We start from the raw sequence: 17,351 nt of genomic DNA on the forward strand, positions 1-17,351 counted from the left end.
GAGAAAAAACTCTATTTTTGTACCGATTTCTAATACTTAGATCCACATTATGAACGTCAACCAAATTGCAGATCTTTTAGGTTCTGATGGCGAAGCCCTTTTGAACCACCAATCCAAAACCATTGATAAAAGTCTGCTCCACCTTCCTGGCCCGGATTTCGTAGACCGGGTTTTCGCTGACTCCAATCGCAGTCCTCAAGTATTAAGAAGCTTGCAAGCTCTTTATGGTAATGGTCGTTTAGCCAATACCGGATACCTTTCTATCCTTCCGGTAGACCAGGGTATTGAGCACTCTGCAGGGGCCTCATTTGCTAAAAACCCCATCTATTTTGATGGCGAAAATATTGTGAAGCTTGCCCTGGAAGGCGGCTGTAATGCAGTAGCTTCCACCTTTGGAGCTTTGGCTAGCGTTTCTCGCAAGTATGCGCACAAAATTCCATTCATTGTAAAAATTAACCACAATGAATTATTGACCTACCCTAATACCTTCGATCAGATCATGTTCGGAAGTATTCGCAATGCCTACGATATGGGTGCTGTGGCAGTAGGTGCTACCATTTACTTCGGTTCTGAAGAAAGCAACCGTCAATTGGTAGAAGTGGCTGAAGCATTTGAATATGCACACGAATTAGGCATGGCTACCATCCTTTGGTGCTATATGCGTAATCCAGCCTTCAAACAAGATAAAGATTACCACGTTGCAGCAGACCTTACTGCACAAGCTAACCATTTGGGTGTAACTATCCAGGCGGATATCATCAAGCAAAAGCTTCCTGAAAACAATGGTGGCTACAAAGCTTTAAACAGCGGAAGCAGCAGCTACGGTAAATTAGACGAGCGCATTTACACCGAATTAACCAGCGATAATCCTATCGACTTAACTCGTTACCAGGTAGCCAATTGCTATATGGGTCGTGCGGGATTAATTAACTCCGGTGGTGCTTCTAGTGGCGATGCTAAAAATGATTTAGCGGATGCTGTTCGTACTGCGGTAATTAACAAACGTGCTGGTGGCCAGGGATTAATCTCCGGTCGTAAAGCCTTCCAGAAACCTATGAATGAAGGAGTAGCCTTATTAAACTCTATTCAGGACGTATATCTGGACACTGATATTAGCATCGCTTAATCATTTGTGATTATCACAATTTTTAAGGATTTTTGATACAAAGTCTGCATTCAAAATATCGGATGCAGACTTTTTCACTTTAATTTGAATTCTATGGGTTGGTTTGTAAGAAACAAAGAGGGGATAACCACCAAGACTGAAGATAAGAAAGAAACGCCGGAAGGACTTTGGTACAAGTGTAAGAAGTGCAAGGTGATTTCCAGCGTTGAAGATCACTCTGCCAATATGTGGGTTTGCCCGAATTGTGGCTTCCACGAACGCATTAATGCCAAGGAGTATTTCAGCATCTTATTTGACGAAGGTAAATTCACCGAGCTCAACGCTAAAATGACCAGCGGCGATCCCCTGAAATTTGAGGATACCAAAAAATACGTTGATCGCTATAAGGCCACAGTAAAAAAGACCGGCATCAATGATGCGGTAAGCACCGGATACGGTAAAATGAATGAGCGCGATGTAGTAATCGCGGCCATGAACTTCAATTTCATTGGAGGTTCCATGGGCTCTGTGGTAGGTGAAAAAATTGCCAAGGCGATTGACCACTCTATCAAGTACAATAAGCCTTTCATTATGATCTCCAAAAGTGGAGGTGCCCGTATGATGGAGGCGGCCTTCTCGCTTATGCAGATGGCGAAAACCAGTGCTAAACTGGCGCAATTAGGCGAAGCGAAAATCCCCTATATCTCCGTATTAACCGATCCCACAACTGGTGGAGTAACCGCATCCTTTGCGATGTTAGGAGATATTAATATCGCGGAACCCGGAGCTTTAATCGGCTTTGCCGGTCCCCGGGTAGTAAAGGAAACCATTGGTAAAGATTTACCGGATGGATTCCAAACAGCTGAGTTCCTGCTGGAACACGGATTCCTGGATTTCATTTCCGAAAGAAAGGACCTCAAGAGTAAAATGTCCAATTTTCTCCGCATGACACAAGGAGAAGTTAAGGCCAAGGCTAGCAATTAATTAGAAAAGAATTTCTACTTTTGCAGGCTCAATTTATAGTATACATAACATTCATCTAAAGGATCTTGAAATGTATTTAAGCCCAGAGAAGAAAAGAGAGATTTTCCAGAAATACGGAAAATCTGACAACGACACCGGTTCACCCGAAGGTCAAGTTGCATTGTTCACTTACCGTATTAACCACCTAACCGAGCACTTGAAGCGTAACCGCAAGGATTTCGCTACTGAGAAAGCTCTGGTAGACATGGTAGGTAAGCGTCGTCGCATCTTAGGTTACCTGAAGGATCGTGATATTGAAAGATATCGTGCGATTATCGCCGAACTCGGAATTAGAAAGTAATCTCTTGATAAAGAAGGCAATTCTTAGAGTTGCCTTCTTTTCTTCTGATCCAATTACCATTTACAATTAATACATGATTCCAAACGCTATTACGCAGGAAATCAAATTAGCAGACGGGAGAACCATCACCATCGAAACCGGAAAACTGGCGAAACAAGCCGACGGTTCTGTAGTGGTTCGCATGGGTGACACCATGTTGTTAGCGACTGTAGTTTCAAATAAAGAAGCTATGGATGGCATTGATTTTTTGCCCCTAACCGTAGATTACCGCGAGAAATTTTCTTCTGCCGGCCGCATGCCCGGTGGATTCATTAAAAGAGAGGCTCGTCCTTCCGACGAAGAAATATTAGTGATGCGATTGGTGGACCGTGTTTTACGTCCGCTTTTCCCAAAAGATTACCACGCTGATGTTCAGGTGATGATCTCCCTTAACTCTTGGGATCCTAATGTAAAGCCTGATGCTTTAGCCGGTTTAGCTGCCTCTGCTGCTATTGCCGTTTCTGATATTCCTTTTAACGGCCCGATGTCTGAAGTACGCGTAGGTCGTGTAAATGGTGAATTTATTATCAACCCTACTCCTGCTCAATTAGAAGAATCCGACATCGATATGATGGTGGGTGCTACTGCAGATAGTGTAGTAATGGTTGAAGGTGAGATGAAAGAGATTTCTGAAAAAGAAATGCTTGATGCCATCGCCGCCGCTCACGAAGCAATTAAAGTTCAAGTACAAGCTCAGTTGGATTTAGCAGCCCAAGTTGCCAAGTCTAGCCCTAAGCGCGAGTACAGTCATGAAACTCACGATGAAGCTCTTCGTGATCAAATCATGAAAGACTTATACGATAAGGTATATGCCGTTGCTAAAAGTGGTTTAAGCAAAGAAGAGCGTTCTGCTCAGTTTAAAACCGTTCGCGACGAGTATATGGAAGCTAATTTCAGCGCTGAAGAGCTGGAAGAAAAAAGCGGCCTTATCAAAACTTATTATCACGATGTTGAATACCACGCCATGCGTAACATGATCTTGAAAGATCGTCAGCGTTTGGATGGTCGTCAATTGAATGAGATTCGTCCTATCTGGTCAGAGGTAGATTACCTTCCTTCTACGCACGGTTCTGCCGTATTTACCCGTGGGGAAACTCAATCTCTTACTACCGTAACCTTAGGAAGCAAGCTGGATGAGAACCGCATCGATAACGTAACCTTCAGTGGTTCTGAGCGTTTCTACCTGCACTACAACTTCCCTCCTTTCTCTACCGGTGAAGCTCGCCCTATTCGCGGAACCAGCCGTCGTGAGATCGGTCACGGTAACCTTGCCCAGCGTGCCTTAAAAGGCATGGTGCCCGACGATAACTTCTACACCATTCGTGTGGTTTCTGATATTTTGGAGTCTAACGGATCATCTTCCATGGCAACGGTTTGTGCCGGTACTATGGCGATGATGGATGCCGGTATCAAAATGAAAGCTCCCGTATCAGGTATCGCAATGGGATTAATCACCGACGAAAGTGGAGAGTATGCCGTATTGAGCGACATCCTTGGTGATGAAGACCACTTAGGTGATATGGACTTTAAAGTAACCGGAACCAAAGCGGGTATCACTGCTTGTCAGATGGATATCAAAATTAAGGGTCTTTCTTACGAGATTCTTGAGAAAGCTTTGAACCAGGCTAAAGACGGTCGTTTACACATCTTAGGTGAGATGATGAAGACCATCGATGCCCCTCGTACCGAATTAAAGCCACATGCTCCGAAATTAACCATGATGAAGATTCCAAAGGAATTCATCGGTATGATTATCGGACCTGGAGGAAAGAATATCCAAAAGCTGCAGCTTGATACCGAAACTACCATCACCATCGAAGAAGACGGTGAATACGGAGTTATCGAGATCAGCGGAACTGATGCCGCGAAAATGGCTAAAGCCGAAGCTCGCATCAAGGAAATTGCTTTCGTACCAGAAGTAGGTGAAGTATATAATGGTTTGGTTCGTTCGATCCAACCTTATGGAGCATTCGTAGAACTCGCTCCTGGAACCGATGGTTTATTGCACATCTCTGAGATTGCACACCGTCGTTTGCAAACCGTTGAGGAAGAATTAAAAGAAGGCGACCGTATCGACGTTAAATTGATCGGTAAGGACGACCGCGGTAAGCTGAAGCTTTCCCGTAAAGCTCTTTTAGAGAAACCTGCAGCGCAAGAAGCTAAAAAAGAAGAAAACTAAATCGACCCTTTTTTAGTTAATTAATTACGTTATCCATTTTTATTGTAGCCAATGAGACAGTTAAAGATCACAAAACAGGTTACCAACCGGGAAACCGCCTCACTCGACAAATACCTTCAAGAAATTGGGAAAGTAGACCTGATTACGGCCGAGGAAGAAGTAGAGTTAGCGCAGCGTATTAAGGCTGGTGATCAGGTAGCTTTGGAGAAATTGACCAAAGCCAACCTTCGATTTGTGGTTTCTGTGGCTAAGCAATATCAGAACCAGGGATTAACCCTGCCGGATCTTATCAACGAAGGAAACCTCGGATTAATCAAGGCCGCACAGCGTTTCGACGAAACTCGCGGATTTAAATTTATTTCCTACGCCGTATGGTGGATTCGCCAAAGTATCCTGCAAGCCCTGGCAGAGCAATCGCGTATTGTGCGTTTGCCTTTGAATAAGATCGGTTCGATCAATAAGATCAACAAATCTTATGCGCAATTGGAACAAGAGCATGAGCGTGCTCCCTCCCCTGAAGAAATCGCCGATAACCTAGAGATGGGCGAGAATGATGTTAAGGAGAGCATGCGTAACAGTGGTCGTCATATTTCCATGGACGCTCCCTTAGTGGAAGGCGAAGACAGCAACCTGTATGATGTATTGAATACCGGTGAAAGTCCTAATCCTGATGACACTCTGATGCAAGATTCATTGCGTACTGAGATCGAACGCTCTTTAGCCACATTGACCCCACGTGAAGGAGATGTGGTACGCCTTTACTTTGGCCTTGGCGGCCAACACCCAATGACCTTGGAAGAGATCGGAGAGAAATTCGACCTTACTCGCGAACGGGTGCGTCAGATCAAAGAAAAAGCGATCCGCAGATTAAAACACACATCGAGAAGTAAAATTCTTAAAACCTATTTAGGTTAGATTCGAACCCCGGCCATTGCGTCGGGGTTTTTTATTTTTGCCGAAAATTAAACTTATGGCACTTATTGCACCTAGCCTTTTGGCTGCCGACTTCCTGAATCTTGAACGCGATTGTAAAATGGTGAACGAAAGTGCCGCCGACTGGTTTCACCTAGATGTGATGGATGGGCTATTTGTTCCTAACATCTCTTTCGGTTTACCGGTGATTGAAGCCATTAACCGTGTAGCCACGAAAACCCTGGATGTTCATTTAATGATCGAAAAGCCTGAGCGCTATATCCAGGATTTTAAAGCCGCCGGTGCCGATGTACTTACCGTACATTACGAGGCTTCTACGCACTTACACCGCAGCCTACAGGCGATTAAAGCCGAAGGCATGCAAGCTGGTGTGGCCTTAAATCCGCACACTCCCGTTAGCTTATTAAAAGATGTGATCCAGGATATTGATCTGGTTTGCCTGATGAGCGTAAACCCTGGCTTCGGTGGTCAGAAATTCATTGAGCGTACCTATGATAAAGTTCGTGAACTGAAAGGCATGATCAATGAAGCGGGCTCCAATACCCTCATCGAAATTGATGGTGGGGTGAATACCGATAATGCACCCAAGCTTATTGCAGCTGGTGCCGATGTATTAGTAGCCGGAAGCTTTGTGTTCCGCGCCGAAAATCAAATAGGAACTATCGCTGCTTTAAAAGCGATTTAAGCCTTTTCTGCATTGCTCCCTGTGCTGGGAATGTACAGGGGGCCTTCATACTCTGAGCTGTGCTCCTGATAGTTTTTGATATAGCGTTCTTTGCGCGCCGGGTCGATATCCTCAAAACGGATTAAGATTCCAGTTTCTTCCACCGAACCAAAGAATGGATTCTCGGAAGTACCAAAGGAACGCATGGTAGTGCTTAAAGACATATAGCTATTGATGAGCGGTGGAATAGTCTCTCCACGCTTCTTCACTTCCTGCGACAATACCTTATGCGCCTGCTTATAGGCTAGGCCATTAAACAAATTGAAATAGGGGCTTAACTCTTCTTCCGTTACCAAGGGAGTACGTGGACGTACCAATTGATCGGGATCGGGGAAGAAGTAGCGCATAAAGGCCAAAATGATATTGCGGGCTTCGCGCTCATAATGCGGATACATGGTTACTTTACCGAACATGTATTCCAGCTCCGGACTTTGAATCATCACCGAGGCCAAACCTTCCCATAAATTATCAAGGGCAAATAAACCTTTACGAGCAGCGGTACGCTGGTATTTAGGTTGAACGAAGGAACGTCCTAATTCGATGGTAACGGGCAAGAACTCCTCCACCATTTTATCCGACAATTCAAATAATTTGCTGGTAGGCGACTTTAAGCGACCGTCTTCATCGCGCTCGCCATCAATGCAACGTTGCAGGCGATAGCCGGCTAAGATCTCCTGATCTTCGGGATCCCAAACCACCAATTGCTGATAAGGATGATTTTCGCTCAGATCGTATTGATCCAAGTCTAATTCCTTACCAGTACCCCCGCCTGCCGTGCGAAAAGCTTCTTCACGTAAACGACCAATCTCCCGAACAATATTCGGAGCATTGCGGTGATCTACCAAATACAAGTGATTACTTCCTTTAGAAGTATGATTTAAAAAGGCCTCAGCCTTAAGTTCACTTATAATGGCATACCGGCTAACCGGACTGATTATTTCCTTCATCAATTCATTTCTTTTTAGGTAAAGCATAAGTAAGGCTGCGCATGTACTCAGCCCACTCTACCAAGCTTTTCGAATTATCGAAACTTTGCCAGGAAACAGGTTCTCCAAAAGTAATGGTTATAGTCTTGCCTCTCTGCTTGAACATCTCATCTGCGAGATAGAACATTTCCAAATTGGCTTTGATGCCTAATTTACTGCGCCAGTAGGAAAGATTGTAAAACCAAGATGAGTTTTTCCCATCAATATGCACAGGAATAATATCCTTCTTGTATTTCTTCGCTTTCGCGATAAAGCTCTTTTGCCAGGTAAGGTCACCAATACCATCTGCTAAACGGCGACTTACCATCCCCGATGGGAACACCAAAATGGCAATATCCCGAGCGTAGGTATCTTCAATCACCTGCAGGGCCTTACGAGGATTGGCTCCCACTTTATTCACCGGAATAAAAAGCGGCTCGAGGTTCTTAATATTCAAAAGAATATCATTCACCAAAAACTGTTGATCTTCCCGTACTTCCCCAACGGCCTTCATAAAGGCAATTCCATCTAAACCACCCAAGGGATGATTCGAGGCTAATATTACCCCGCCTTCCTTAGGGATGTTTTCGAGGCCTACCGTTTTTACGGTGGTATTTAAAAAATCGAGTCCGGCCCGCACAAAGGGCAAACCTTCCTTATCGCCATGCAAGCGCATCGCTTCATTAATTTCGTCTTGATGTATAATGCGTTTAATGTAGCGCATTACAAAACCCGGCAACCACTTGGCCAGGGCCGGATTTTTTTCGGCCACCACCTTCTCAATCTCAATGTACTTTTCCGGGGCGGATTGTAGCTCTGACTGGCTCATGCAATTAAATTGACCGCAAATTTAGGGGAATAGGCGCAATTGGCTAAGCAACATAGTCCTTCAAATAAGCAAAGTATGAACTAAGTTTTCCATTGAGCTCCGTTTCGCTGGCCTTCGCCAAAATTCCTTGCGGATCGCCATTAAAGAAATGGGGAATAATATTCTTGATCAGCTCATTACCAAAGTCTTCCGAAGCATCCCGAGGTAATTCACCCGGAAGATTATCTACGGCACTTACTGCAATGCTGCCTGATGTTCCAAAAGCAACTTCTTTTTCGGTTTGCGGATCATAGGCATAAAAGGGATCAGCAATTGTCGAAGGACGAATAGTGCTGGCCACCGGACCATCAATATCGCAGGAAATATCAGCTACCAGTTTAATATTAAATCGCGGATCTCGAGCTTCTGCTCTACTAAAAATCAAAGGTGAACCTTCTGACCAGTAATGGCAGGCGATATACATATCCGCATGCTCTGCAAAGGGCAGGAAATTAGATTCATAACCCTGATTATCTTGGTAAAAATCCTTACGGATAAAAGGCTTGCCGTCTTGTCTTTTAAAATAGTCCTGCACATTAAGCTGGGTGTAGACCACTTCTTTATTAAAGTCCTCACGCACAAATTCATCCGGATATACCTGAGTGATTTTTAATGCCGAGAGTATTTCCATCGCTCCTCCGGCTACCTTTCCAGCACCGGTAAGGGCTATTCTAAAATTCTGGGGCAATCGAACTTTCACTAATTCATGTTCAAGCTCGCGACGGTCTTTGCATTCATGTGCCGCCTTCAATTCATACTCGCCGCTTAGCTTACCATAGGCTCTAAAGCCATTGTAAGCACCAACAATTCCGGCATAGCGACCAAAGCCCAAGAGGCGTTTTCCGCTGATGTCTTTCAACATCTCATAGTCGATCAAGCGGATTTTCTTATCGAGAATGGCTCGCAGTAAATCGCGATTATAAGCCTGTTTTTTATAGGTATGCGAAAAGAATAGGTAGCTTTTGTTGGGGATCAACATTGCTACTGGTACTTCCTTAACACCCAGCAAAACGTCACAATCTGACAAATCTTCCTGAAGATTAAGGCCTGCCTCTGCATATTCGGCATCCGGGAAACAGCGAATAGGGCTGGGTTGAACGGCAATTTCCAAATTAGGATATTGGTTCAATAATTGCAGACATTGTTGTGGACTTAGGGGAACGCGTTTATCGGGAGGATTCTTTCCTTCACGGATAATTCCGAACTTCATAGACACATGAATTTCCGGTAAAGATACCTAAATTGCGGGCCCTTTTGGGCGTTCTTTTACATATTGGGGCTGATCGGTTTCGACAGCAAGATGAAGTGGAATGTAAGCATGTCGGGATATGGAGATGTTCTCCCGCAAATAGATGCTTCAAACTATAATTGGCGAAAATAACTTCGCACTTGCCGCTTAAGCCTACGGAATGTAGCTTTAGCTAATCCACGCGTAAGACGCGGGAGCAAGTCATCCCTCGGCGCTTAAGCCCGGAGAGCGCAGAATCAGGGGTGTCATTAAATCTGGACTAACGGGTAAAGCTTTGCGTAGTGCCCGCGACATCGTAATCCGCAAATAAGCCAGTACTCGGGTGTTTGTTCCCAGGTCCTGGTCGACAACTGAATAACAAAATAAGCATGTAGAAAGCCTTTTACTTCCTTGTTTGCACCGGGGTTCGACTCCCCGCAGCTCCACAATGTATTTTTAAGCCCCGTTTGCGTAGCAGGCGGGGCTTTCTTTTTAGCCAGAACCAAGCTCGCCTGAGGACTGGCTGGGAGATTTGGTGTTTTTAACCGCTCGCTCGTGCCGAGCTAATGAGGGAAAGAAGCGAAGGGGCGCAAAGGGTTTTGTGGGTTGCTTCAACACAGAGAATAGGAGGATTGGAGGAGCACAGAGCTTTGGGTTATTAACCGCTCGCTCGTGCCGAGCTAAAGAAAGCCTGCCAGTGGCAGGAAGGTGCAAAGGGACGCAAAGAGTTTTGTGGGGATTGCTTCAACACAGAGAAGTGGAGGACTGGAGGAGCACAGAGTTTTGGGTTTTTAACCGCTCGCTCGTGCCGAGCTAAAGAAAACCTGCCGGTGGCAGGAAGGTGCTAAGGGGCGCAAAGGGTTTTGTGGAGATTGCTTCAACACAGAGAAAAAGAGGTTGGGAGGTGCACATAGCTTTGGGTCTTTAACCGCTCGCTCGTGTCGAGCTAAAGAAAGCCTGCTAGTGGCAGGAAGGTACAAAGGGGCGCAAAGGGTTTTGTGGGTTGCTTCAACACAGAGAATAGGAGGATTGGAGGAGCACAGAGCTTTGGGTTATTAACCGCTCCCACGGGCCGAGCTAAAGGAAGCCTGCCAGTGGCAGGAAGGTGCAAAGGGACGCAAAGAGTTTTGTGGGGATTGCTTCAACACCCGCTCGTGCCGAGCTCGAGACGCAGAGAAGTACCTGCCTTGCGGCAGCCAGGGAGGTGCACAGAGGGTTTGTGGGGATTGCTTTATAACAGCCTTCTATTTCTGACTATTTGAACCTGAGATATATCTGCTTCTTAGGCAACTCACACTTGTATCTCAATAAGCTTTATCTTGTTGGTGCCTTGACATCAGCTATTTATCATCAGCCTTTTATGGGTTTATTCCTTTTGTGGTGTTGGTTATCTGTGGATTTGTTGGGGATAAAAACAAGTTGAGCACAAACAATAAATGAAACAGACATCTATTCTTTTAGGAGCAGGATTTTCTGTTAACCAAGGATATCCGACAGCAAATCAGTTTAACGAAATCTTGGTCAACCTCGACCCCGAAGACTTTTGTGTTCATACGGATGGTACTGTAATCAAAAAAAACAGAGAGGATGAAGATCCATTTTGGTACACGCAGGATTCGAAACATAGACATTTCGTAACAAGACTAATTCAACTGTATAAAGAATTATCCGAAGGTCTCTTTAATTACGAAGAATTTTATGACTTCTACAATGAAATTCGAAGAGGTGAAAGAGAATGTCATGAGTTTGATGAATTGTGTAACGGATTCAGAGAGGAGTTCCACAGTGATACCGATAATATCAATTTGATTTCAAGAACAAATAACATTTTGAATCAATTGATTTCAATCTTCCTTGTAGACCGAGATGGAAATAAATTTTACAAACCTGTCAATCATGGTAAACCGATTTATCCAGGGTATAGTGGATTTCTATATTGCATGGAAAAATGGGGATCAGAATCTATAGTACATATTCACACCCTTAACCATGACTTATTCTTGGAGACGTTTAAATCTTCAGATTGGATTCAGGGAGAACTATCAGATGGTTTTGAGGAAATTGGCTCTCCTTATTATGGAAACTTCAAAGAAAACTACAAGGTGAGACTTCCCAGGTTTACCAATCATTTTGACAAAAAATTTCGACTTTACAAACTGCATGGGAGTGTTGACCAGTTTCCATTTCACATTCAAAACCAAGGAATTGACACCTATGTTAAAATAAAACTCGGAATTGGAACAAGTGACCTTTTCAAAGAGGTTCAAGAAAACGGAAAACCGAAGTATATAAATGATTGGATCAACTATCATCCAGACTTTCTTTCAGGAACAACATCAAAAATCCTACGATATAGGGAACCTTGGTACTATGACAAGGTATTTACACACTTTGAAGAAAACCTTAAAAACTCAGAACAACTAATAATTATTGGTTATGGATGTGGAGACATTGAAATTAACCGCCTCATTGAAGAGTGTTTTGACTTCGAAAACAAGATGGTAAACTTGGTAGAACCTTATCCTTCCGACAAGTCAAGAGAATTTGTGAAGAAATTCAAAGGCAGGTTAATCGAGAAAACTCCCGACAACCTCAGTATAGATGATTTTAAAAAATAAAAAGCCAGTGCCCAACAAAACCTATAAGCAATAGCGCCCTGCGGGACGCTACTGCGAATAGCTAGACCGTTAGCCACAAGTAAGAAAAAATGCATGAGCCATACGAAGATAGACTAAGTCACAAGGCTGATTTCAGAGTAAAATATAGATTCAGAAGCCTTGAAGAAGGAGGCCGTAAAACTGGGACACCTTTCCAAGGCATTCGTTGTGATTTTTCAATTGTTGGTGAACCAGAAAATCTGCAATACAAGATTTGGCCAGAATTCGAAGATGAACATGGAAATGTAAATCTATTTAATGACAATCATTTACCTATTGAAGGAACTGCGAGAATGTGGATTATCAATCCTGAAATGAGACCTGTGCACTATAGCAAAATTAAAGTTGGAATGAAATGTAATTTTAGAGAAGGTCCTATGTACTCCGCGGATTGTGAAGTAATTGAAATTTTAGATTTGATGAATAACCCGACAAAGAATTAATAAACCTGTGGCTATACCAAAACCGGGATCAAGAGTAATAACAGTTGAAGATCAGATCTATCGCTGGATGGCCTCAGGAAATGATGGCTGGATTGATCTCTATATTGAACTGGATGGTGAAAAGGGACAGCGCTTGATGGTAAAATTCGACTATCATCACAAAAGAATTCAGACGAACGATAGTGTAAGTCTCCAACAACAATTTTTGGTAACTCCAGATATTGTGAGACAGACAATCGATTATGGAAAGAAAAACGGGTGGAAACCTAGTGAGAAAGGAAAACCATTAGATCTAAATCATATTGACGACAAAATAAATTGGAAAAAATAAAAAACGACACCACTACAACGCATAAAGCTTATGGCGGGTGAACGGCTGACTGCAAGCCCGCCTGCCGACAAGCAGGGTTTTCGCTCCTCCGCAGCCAGTTTTGGTTTCGGTGGACAGGAAAGTGCTTCGAATTGAAAATCAGCGTAGCTAAACCGCTACAAAGCCATAGGCAAACCGTTGGGCATCATGAAAAACCTAAAAATCAAAATATTAGGATATGGACTTTATCTATTGATAAATATCAGTTTATTGATTTTGCTTTTTGTAATACGAGACCAGTTTAATTGGATAGCTGGTAAATTGAGAGAATTATTCACATACTTGCTGATTGGACTGACAATCATTTTTTCAATAATAGCAATTACGAAGTACTTAAAATCAAGAAACAGAAAAACAGTCTTTTTTGGTCTGATTGGAATAATTCCTTGCCTTTTGGCGATTCCATTTTTTGAAGCCCCTGTCTTTATCGAAAAGAACAATCTGAACGAAAAGGTACAAACAATTGAATTGACTTATATCGCCTGGGCTTGTGACTGTGCGAATTGGGCGACTAAAGAAGATTTGAAAAAACATTCTGAAAATATAGGGGATTCTTTAGCCTACCAAAGCATATTCATCGAACCATCGGATGAATCAATCAAATTGCCTGATACACTTGGGTATAGCAATGACATAATAAAATTTACTGGACAGTTTTATAAGAATAGAGGTTTTCCGAAAGACTATCAATCATTTGAAAACCCTGATAAAGGAAGAATTTTTAGGTATACTGATTATGAAGTTGTGAAAAGTAATTACGGAGATTATCAAAAGTCATTGAATGAAAGTGATTAAGCGACTTACAACAAGGTATATATCAAATAGAGCGTTCGGTGCTTAACGAAAGGTCAATGCTCTTTACAAACTCCGCCAAATCATTGATCTGGCTTTCAAAATGAACAGTTTAAAAACAAAATATAACGCTTTGGCTCAGAGTGAATTTGAAAGTTTATTGCTTTCTGATGCCCTACTTGCCATGTGCAATCCGTTTTGGTCCATATAAAATGAGACTCCATATATCAATATTACTTTTTCCCCTATTATGTGCTTGTGGAAGGACAAATAGAATTCCTAATAATGACCTTGATATTCTTCCATATAATGGAAATGAAATCTTGATTTTTGAATCGAACTTGGCCGAAACTGACACTATCTTTTTGCAAGGCTCAAATAGATTCATCAGACCTACAGACCCCTTAGATCTTTTTCCGATTAAGGCTGAACATTACTTCATATTGAACAAACACTCTGACCCTAATCCACCAAGTGGAAAGCACCGTTATTTGGACGGGCACAGACTTGTAGGACTCGCAATGAACGAATCTAATGAAACATACATAGAAATAGACTTCGCTGCTAAAGATGCGTGGTTTTATGGTGAAAGTAAATCAACTCTGAAAAAATTTAAAGAACTACCAGAAAAGACTCTCCTAATCTCTGGGAGACATTTTACCGATGTAGTCATAATAGAAGACCAGAAAAAAAAGTACTTCGAAAGAACAAATCACATTGAACGACTTTATTGGAGCAGAAGTCAAGGAATCATACGATATGACAAAAAGCACGATGAAGTATGGGAATTAAAAGAAAAATACACACCACAACAACGCAGATAGCTTATGGTGGGTGAACGGCTACCAGCAAGGCTTTCGCTTCGCATTTCGGTGGACAGGAAAGTGCTTCGAATTGGAAATCAACGTAGCTAAACCGCCACAATGCCATATGCAAACCGTTGGCCACAAGCTAAAGAAACCAGATTCAAATTGTTACCATTTTGGTAACTTTTCATAATTTTGTCAAAATCCTGCACTTGAGAGTAATAGCAAAAAGTACCCTTCGCCTTTTTTGGGAAAAACATTCTGAGAGTGAACAAGCATTGAAGGCATGGTACCGAGAAGCAGAAAAAGCCAGTTGGCAATCCTTTAATGAATTGAAACTGGAATATCCAAGTGCGAGTATTTTAAAGGACAACAGAATTGTATTTAACATTAAAGGAAACAACTACCGATTAATCGTAAAATTCAATTTTGATTTCCAAATATGTTGGATCAGGTTCATTGGAACACATGCCGAGTACGATAAGATTGACGCAAACAAAATTTGAGATGAAACTAAAAGTAATTAGGACAGAAGAGGATTATCAAGAGGCATTGGCGAGATTAGAAAAGATTTTTGACTCTAAGCCAAGCAGCAAAAACGGAGATGAGCTAGAAATTCTTTCCATCCTAATCGATCAATACGAGAAAGAGCACTTCCCTATCGATTTACCAGATCCCATCGAGGCCATCAAATTTAGAATGGATCAAATGGGTTTAAAGCAAAAAGATTTAGCCGAAATCGTAGGCTTTAAAAGTCGGGTCAGTGAGATTTTAAATAAAAAAAGAAAGCTAACCTTAGAAATGGTTAGAAAGCTAAATACTGCGCTGAGGATTCCAACAGAGGTCCTAATTCAAGATTATTAAATAGTCAGTGGCCAACAATGGCCATAGCAAATAAAGGTCTTGTCGCTTCCACCTTTGTTCCCGATATTGGAAAACCTTAATTAATCAAAATTCAACGCAAGCTCGCTTCGCTGCTCCTTTTACTAGCCTTAGCCGGGTCCCTTAATGGCAAGCAAAAAGATAATCTTCCCTAAAAATGAAACCTCCACAACTTTTGCTTTTCCCATTAGCTTAAAACTAATAATAGGCAAATAAATCATTGACGATCGAAAGCCCCCTCCGTGCTCTCCTCTAAACCTCCCTGCCTACCGGCAGGCAGGCGCGCATCTGTGTTGAAGCAAATAAAGCCCAAAACCACTCACTTCTCATATCCCAAAACTCACTCCTACTCTGCGAACTTCCCTACCTACCGGCAGGCAGAGAGTTTTACAGAGGGTTGTGGAGATTGCTTTAGAACAGCCTTCTTTTTCTGGCTATTTGAACCTGAGACATCCCAGCTTCTTAGGCAACATCCACTTAAATCTCAATAAGCTTTTCTATCTTGTTGATGCCTTAACATCTGTTTTTATCATCACACATTTCTGGGTTTATTCCTAATGTGATGTTGATTATCTGTGGTTTTGTTGGGGACAAAAACAAGTTGTAGCCAATAGAAATGAAAGAACTACTAGATAAAATATCGTCCTATAATCTTTTCAACTATCTCTTCCCTGGAGTAGTTTTCTGCATCATAGTTTCAAAATGGACAGATGTGAACTTAATTCAAAAAGATATTATCACTGGTGCATTCCTATACTATTTCATTGGTTTGATTGTCAGTCGTATTGGTTCATTAGTAGTTGAACCGATATTGAAACGGCTAAAGTTTGTGGAATTCGCACCCTACAAAGACTATGTGAAAGTTGAGAGTGAAGATAAGAAGCTCGAGACCCTTTCTGAATCAAATAACATGTATAGGACTTTAATCGCTCTTTTCTTGCTCATCTTGATTTCAAAATCCTATTTACTAATTGCAAAATACTTTGGATGGGCGCTTCAAGTCCACTGGTCAATAATATCAATTGGGTTGTTAGCCATGTTCTTGTTCGCTTATCGGAAACAAACGAAATATATAACACAACGCATCAAAGCAAAGCTTAAATGAGTATTATAAAATCATTCTCGGTCGGGTTAGGTGACATGTTCTACATTAAACATGGCTCAGATAACTTCACAATTATTGACTGTTGCCTATCTGACGACAACAAAAAGGAAATAGTTGGTGAAATAAATGCAGAACATAAATACAAAGAAATTACAAGGTTTATTTCAACTCATCCAGATGGTGACCACATTCAAAAGCTTGATTACTTAGACGATGAAATTGATATTGTTAATTTTTATTGTGTCAAGAACAAGGCAACAAAGCCTGATGAAACTGCCAGTTTTACAAGGTATTGTGAATTGAGAGACTCAAGCAAAGCATTCAATATTTATAAAGGTTGTAAACGGAAATGGATGAATCAAGATGGCCCAGATAAGTATGGTAAAGAGATAGGAAGTTCGGGTATCAATATTTTATGGCCAGATACGACTGACGATGACTATAAAACTGAACTGGAAAAAGCAGAGAACGGCACAGCTTTCAATAATATTTCTTGTATCATAAAGTATAGCCTAAATGGTGGAGTAACAGCTGTTTGGATGGGAGACCTTGAGACTGATTTCATGGAGAAAATAAAAGACAAAGTTTCTTTAACCAAGACCAATATTCTCTTTGCACCTCATCATGGTAGGAAAAGTGGTAAAATTCCTCAAGAATGGTTGGACACAATGGATCCAGACATTATTGTTATGGGAGAAGCTAACTCGAAAGATTCAGATTATGCGTCATATCCAAATCATAACAAAATCAGACAGAACTCTGCGAAGGATATAACTTTTGAATGTGAAGAGGGAAAAGTTCATGTGTACTGTTCTAGTGAAACATATGAAATAGACTTTCTTGAAAATGAGAATAAAAGCACTTTTGATTATTATAAAGGGACACTAAATATTTAAAAATACTGGCTACAACAATACCTATACGCAATGCC

At 41.9% G+C, this 17,351-nt stretch carries 18 protein-coding genes and 1 other RNA gene; 16 read left to right on the forward strand and 3 right to left on the reverse strand.

Features of this window, described 5'->3' with window-relative positions; all coding sequences use genetic code 11:
• The first annotated feature begins 49 nt into the window (after positions 1 to 49).
• The 6 genes from H4K34_RS03225 to rpe all read left to right on the forward strand — a co-directional run bounded on the left by H4K34_RS03225 (position 50) and on the right by rpe (position 6,265).
• Positions 50 to 1,126 carry a class I fructose-bisphosphate aldolase gene (locus H4K34_RS03225; RefSeq protein WP_210759394.1) on the forward strand — a complete coding sequence of 359 codons (1,077 nt, stop codon included), beginning with the start codon at positions 50 to 52 and terminating at the stop codon, positions 1,124 to 1,126.
• 93 nt (positions 1,127 to 1,219) lie between these two features.
• Positions 1,220 to 2,089 carry an acetyl-CoA carboxylase, carboxyltransferase subunit beta gene (gene accD / locus H4K34_RS03230; RefSeq protein ID WP_210759395.1) on the forward strand — a complete coding sequence of 290 codons (870 nt, stop codon included), beginning with the start codon at positions 1,220 to 1,222 and terminating at the stop codon, positions 2,087 to 2,089.
• Positions 2,090 to 2,159: 70 nt separating this feature from the next.
• Positions 2,160 to 2,429, forward strand: a complete 270-nt coding sequence (gene rpsO / locus H4K34_RS03235) for a 30S ribosomal protein S15 (RefSeq protein ID WP_210759396.1) — start codon at positions 2,160 to 2,162, stop codon at positions 2,427 to 2,429.
• A gap of 73 nt (positions 2,430 to 2,502) precedes the next feature.
• On the forward strand, positions 2,503 to 4,647 hold the full coding sequence (locus H4K34_RS03240; RefSeq protein ID WP_210759397.1) for a polyribonucleotide nucleotidyltransferase: 2,145 nt from the start codon (positions 2,503 to 2,505) through the stop codon (positions 4,645 to 4,647).
• 51 nt (positions 4,648 to 4,698) lie between these two features.
• Positions 4,699 to 5,562: a sigma-70 family RNA polymerase sigma factor gene (locus H4K34_RS03245; RefSeq protein WP_210759398.1), complete on the forward strand. Its 864-nt coding sequence runs from the start codon at positions 4,699 to 4,701 to the stop codon at positions 5,560 to 5,562.
• 55 nt (positions 5,563 to 5,617) lie between these two features.
• A complete protein-coding gene (gene rpe / locus H4K34_RS03250) occupies positions 5,618 to 6,265 on the forward strand; it encodes a ribulose-phosphate 3-epimerase (protein ID WP_210759399.1) in 648 nt (215 codons plus the stop codon).
• Here rpe and H4K34_RS03255 read toward each other — a convergent pair.
• Genes H4K34_RS03255 through H4K34_RS03265 form a run of 3 tightly spaced genes read right to left on the reverse strand, consistent with a single transcriptional unit; the run spans position 6,262 to position 9,347 of the window.
• Positions 6,262 to 7,251 carry a GNAT family N-acetyltransferase gene (locus tag H4K34_RS03255; RefSeq protein ID WP_210759400.1) on the reverse strand — a complete coding sequence of 330 codons (990 nt, stop codon included), beginning with the start codon at positions 7,249 to 7,251 and terminating at the stop codon, positions 6,262 to 6,264. The genes rpe and H4K34_RS03255 overlap by 4 nt on opposite strands.
• A gap of 4 nt (positions 7,252 to 7,255) precedes the next feature.
• Entirely contained in the window at positions 7,256 to 8,098 is an 843-nt protein-coding gene (locus H4K34_RS03260; protein WP_210759401.1) for a 1-acyl-sn-glycerol-3-phosphate acyltransferase, read from the reverse strand.
• Between the two features lie 43 nt (positions 8,099 to 8,141).
• Complete coding sequence (locus tag H4K34_RS03265; protein ID WP_210759402.1) at positions 8,142 to 9,347, reverse strand: NAD(P)-dependent oxidoreductase; 1,206 nt, start codon at positions 9,345 to 9,347, stop codon at positions 8,142 to 8,144.
• A 65-nt stretch (positions 9,348 to 9,412) separates the two neighbouring features.
• Between H4K34_RS03265 and ssrA the strand changes: the two genes are divergently transcribed.
• The 10 genes from ssrA (at position 9,413) to H4K34_RS03315 (ending at position 17,316) form a co-directional block, all read left to right on the forward strand.
• Positions 9,413 to 9,814, forward strand: a transfer-messenger RNA (tmRNA) gene (gene ssrA / locus H4K34_RS03270).
• 987 nt (positions 9,815 to 10,801) lie between these two features.
• Entirely contained in the window at positions 10,802 to 11,983 is a 1,182-nt protein-coding gene (locus H4K34_RS03275) for an SIR2 family protein (protein ID WP_210759403.1), read from the forward strand.
• 89 nt (positions 11,984 to 12,072) lie between these two features.
• A complete protein-coding gene (locus H4K34_RS03280) occupies positions 12,073 to 12,465 on the forward strand; it encodes a hypothetical protein (protein WP_210759404.1) in 393 nt (130 codons plus the stop codon).
• A gap of 7 nt (positions 12,466 to 12,472) precedes the next feature.
• Complete coding sequence (locus tag H4K34_RS03285; RefSeq protein WP_210759405.1) at positions 12,473 to 12,796, forward strand: hypothetical protein; 324 nt, start codon at positions 12,473 to 12,475, stop codon at positions 12,794 to 12,796.
• Positions 12,797 to 12,982: 186 nt separating this feature from the next.
• Positions 12,983 to 13,630, forward strand: a complete 648-nt coding sequence (locus tag H4K34_RS03290; protein WP_210759406.1) for a hypothetical protein — start codon at positions 12,983 to 12,985, stop codon at positions 13,628 to 13,630.
• Positions 13,631 to 13,797: 167 nt separating this feature from the next.
• Entirely contained in the window at positions 13,798 to 14,451 is a 654-nt protein-coding gene (locus H4K34_RS03295) for a hypothetical protein (protein WP_210759407.1), read from the forward strand.
• Between the two features lie 194 nt (positions 14,452 to 14,645).
• Entirely contained in the window at positions 14,646 to 14,939 is a 294-nt protein-coding gene (locus H4K34_RS03300; protein ID WP_210759408.1) for a type II toxin-antitoxin system HigB family toxin, read from the forward strand.
• A 1-nt stretch (position 14,940) separates the two neighbouring features.
• Positions 14,941 to 15,297 carry a helix-turn-helix domain-containing protein gene (locus tag H4K34_RS03305; RefSeq protein WP_210759409.1) on the forward strand — a complete coding sequence of 119 codons (357 nt, stop codon included), beginning with the start codon at positions 14,941 to 14,943 and terminating at the stop codon, positions 15,295 to 15,297.
• 634 nt (positions 15,298 to 15,931) lie between these two features.
• Complete coding sequence (locus H4K34_RS03310; protein WP_210759410.1) at positions 15,932 to 16,420, forward strand: hypothetical protein; 489 nt, start codon at positions 15,932 to 15,934, stop codon at positions 16,418 to 16,420.
• Positions 16,417 to 17,316, forward strand: a complete 900-nt coding sequence (locus tag H4K34_RS03315) for a ComEC/Rec2 family competence protein (protein WP_210759411.1) — start codon at positions 16,417 to 16,419, stop codon at positions 17,314 to 17,316. The genes H4K34_RS03310 and H4K34_RS03315 overlap by 4 nt, the downstream gene beginning before the upstream one ends.
• Positions 17,317 to 17,351: the final 35 nt, after the last annotated feature.

Source organism: Croceimicrobium hydrocarbonivorans, assembly GCF_014524565.1.
GTDB lineage: Bacteria > Bacteroidota > Bacteroidia > Flavobacteriales > Schleiferiaceae > Croceimicrobium > Croceimicrobium hydrocarbonivorans.

What these genes read in the sequence shown, in the direction of transcription:
- H4K34_RS03315 (WP_210759411.1), top strand. Translation starts at nt 16,417, where the DNA reads ATGAGTATTATAAAATCATTCTCGGTCGGGTTAGGTGACATGTTCTAC.
- H4K34_RS03310 (WP_210759410.1), top strand. Translation starts at nt 15,932, where the DNA reads ATGAAAGAACTACTAGATAAAATATCGTCCTATAATCTTTTCAACTAT.
- H4K34_RS03255 (WP_210759400.1), bottom strand. Translation starts at nt 7,251, where the DNA reads ATGAAGGAAATAATCAGTCCGGTTAGCCGGTATGCCATTATAAGTGAA.
- rpsO (WP_210759396.1), top strand. Translation starts at nt 2,160, where the DNA reads ATGTATTTAAGCCCAGAGAAGAAAAGAGAGATTTTCCAGAAATACGGA.
- H4K34_RS03280 (WP_210759404.1), top strand. Translation starts at nt 12,073, where the DNA reads ATGCATGAGCCATACGAAGATAGACTAAGTCACAAGGCTGATTTCAGA.
- H4K34_RS03290 (WP_210759406.1), top strand. Translation starts at nt 12,983, where the DNA reads ATGAAAAACCTAAAAATCAAAATATTAGGATATGGACTTTATCTATTG.
- H4K34_RS03245 (WP_210759398.1), top strand. Translation starts at nt 4,699, where the DNA reads ATGAGACAGTTAAAGATCACAAAACAGGTTACCAACCGGGAAACCGCC.
- accD (WP_210759395.1), top strand. Translation starts at nt 1,220, where the DNA reads ATGGGTTGGTTTGTAAGAAACAAAGAGGGGATAACCACCAAGACTGAA.
- H4K34_RS03275 (WP_210759403.1), top strand. Translation starts at nt 10,802, where the DNA reads ATGAAACAGACATCTATTCTTTTAGGAGCAGGATTTTCTGTTAACCAA.
- H4K34_RS03295 (WP_210759407.1), top strand. Translation starts at nt 13,798, where the DNA reads ATGCCCTACTTGCCATGTGCAATCCGTTTTGGTCCATATAAAATGAGA.
- H4K34_RS03225 (WP_210759394.1), top strand. Translation starts at nt 50, where the DNA reads ATGAACGTCAACCAAATTGCAGATCTTTTAGGTTCTGATGGCGAAGCC.
- H4K34_RS03260 (WP_210759401.1), bottom strand. Translation starts at nt 8,098, where the DNA reads ATGAGCCAGTCAGAGCTACAATCCGCCCCGGAAAAGTACATTGAGATT.
- H4K34_RS03265 (WP_210759402.1), bottom strand. Translation starts at nt 9,347, where the DNA reads ATGAAGTTCGGAATTATCCGTGAAGGAAAGAATCCTCCCGATAAACGC.
- H4K34_RS03240 (WP_210759397.1), top strand. Translation starts at nt 2,503, where the DNA reads ATGATTCCAAACGCTATTACGCAGGAAATCAAATTAGCAGACGGGAGA.
- rpe (WP_210759399.1), top strand. Translation starts at nt 5,618, where the DNA reads ATGGCACTTATTGCACCTAGCCTTTTGGCTGCCGACTTCCTGAATCTT.
- H4K34_RS03305 (WP_210759409.1), top strand. Translation starts at nt 14,941, where the DNA reads ATGAAACTAAAAGTAATTAGGACAGAAGAGGATTATCAAGAGGCATTG.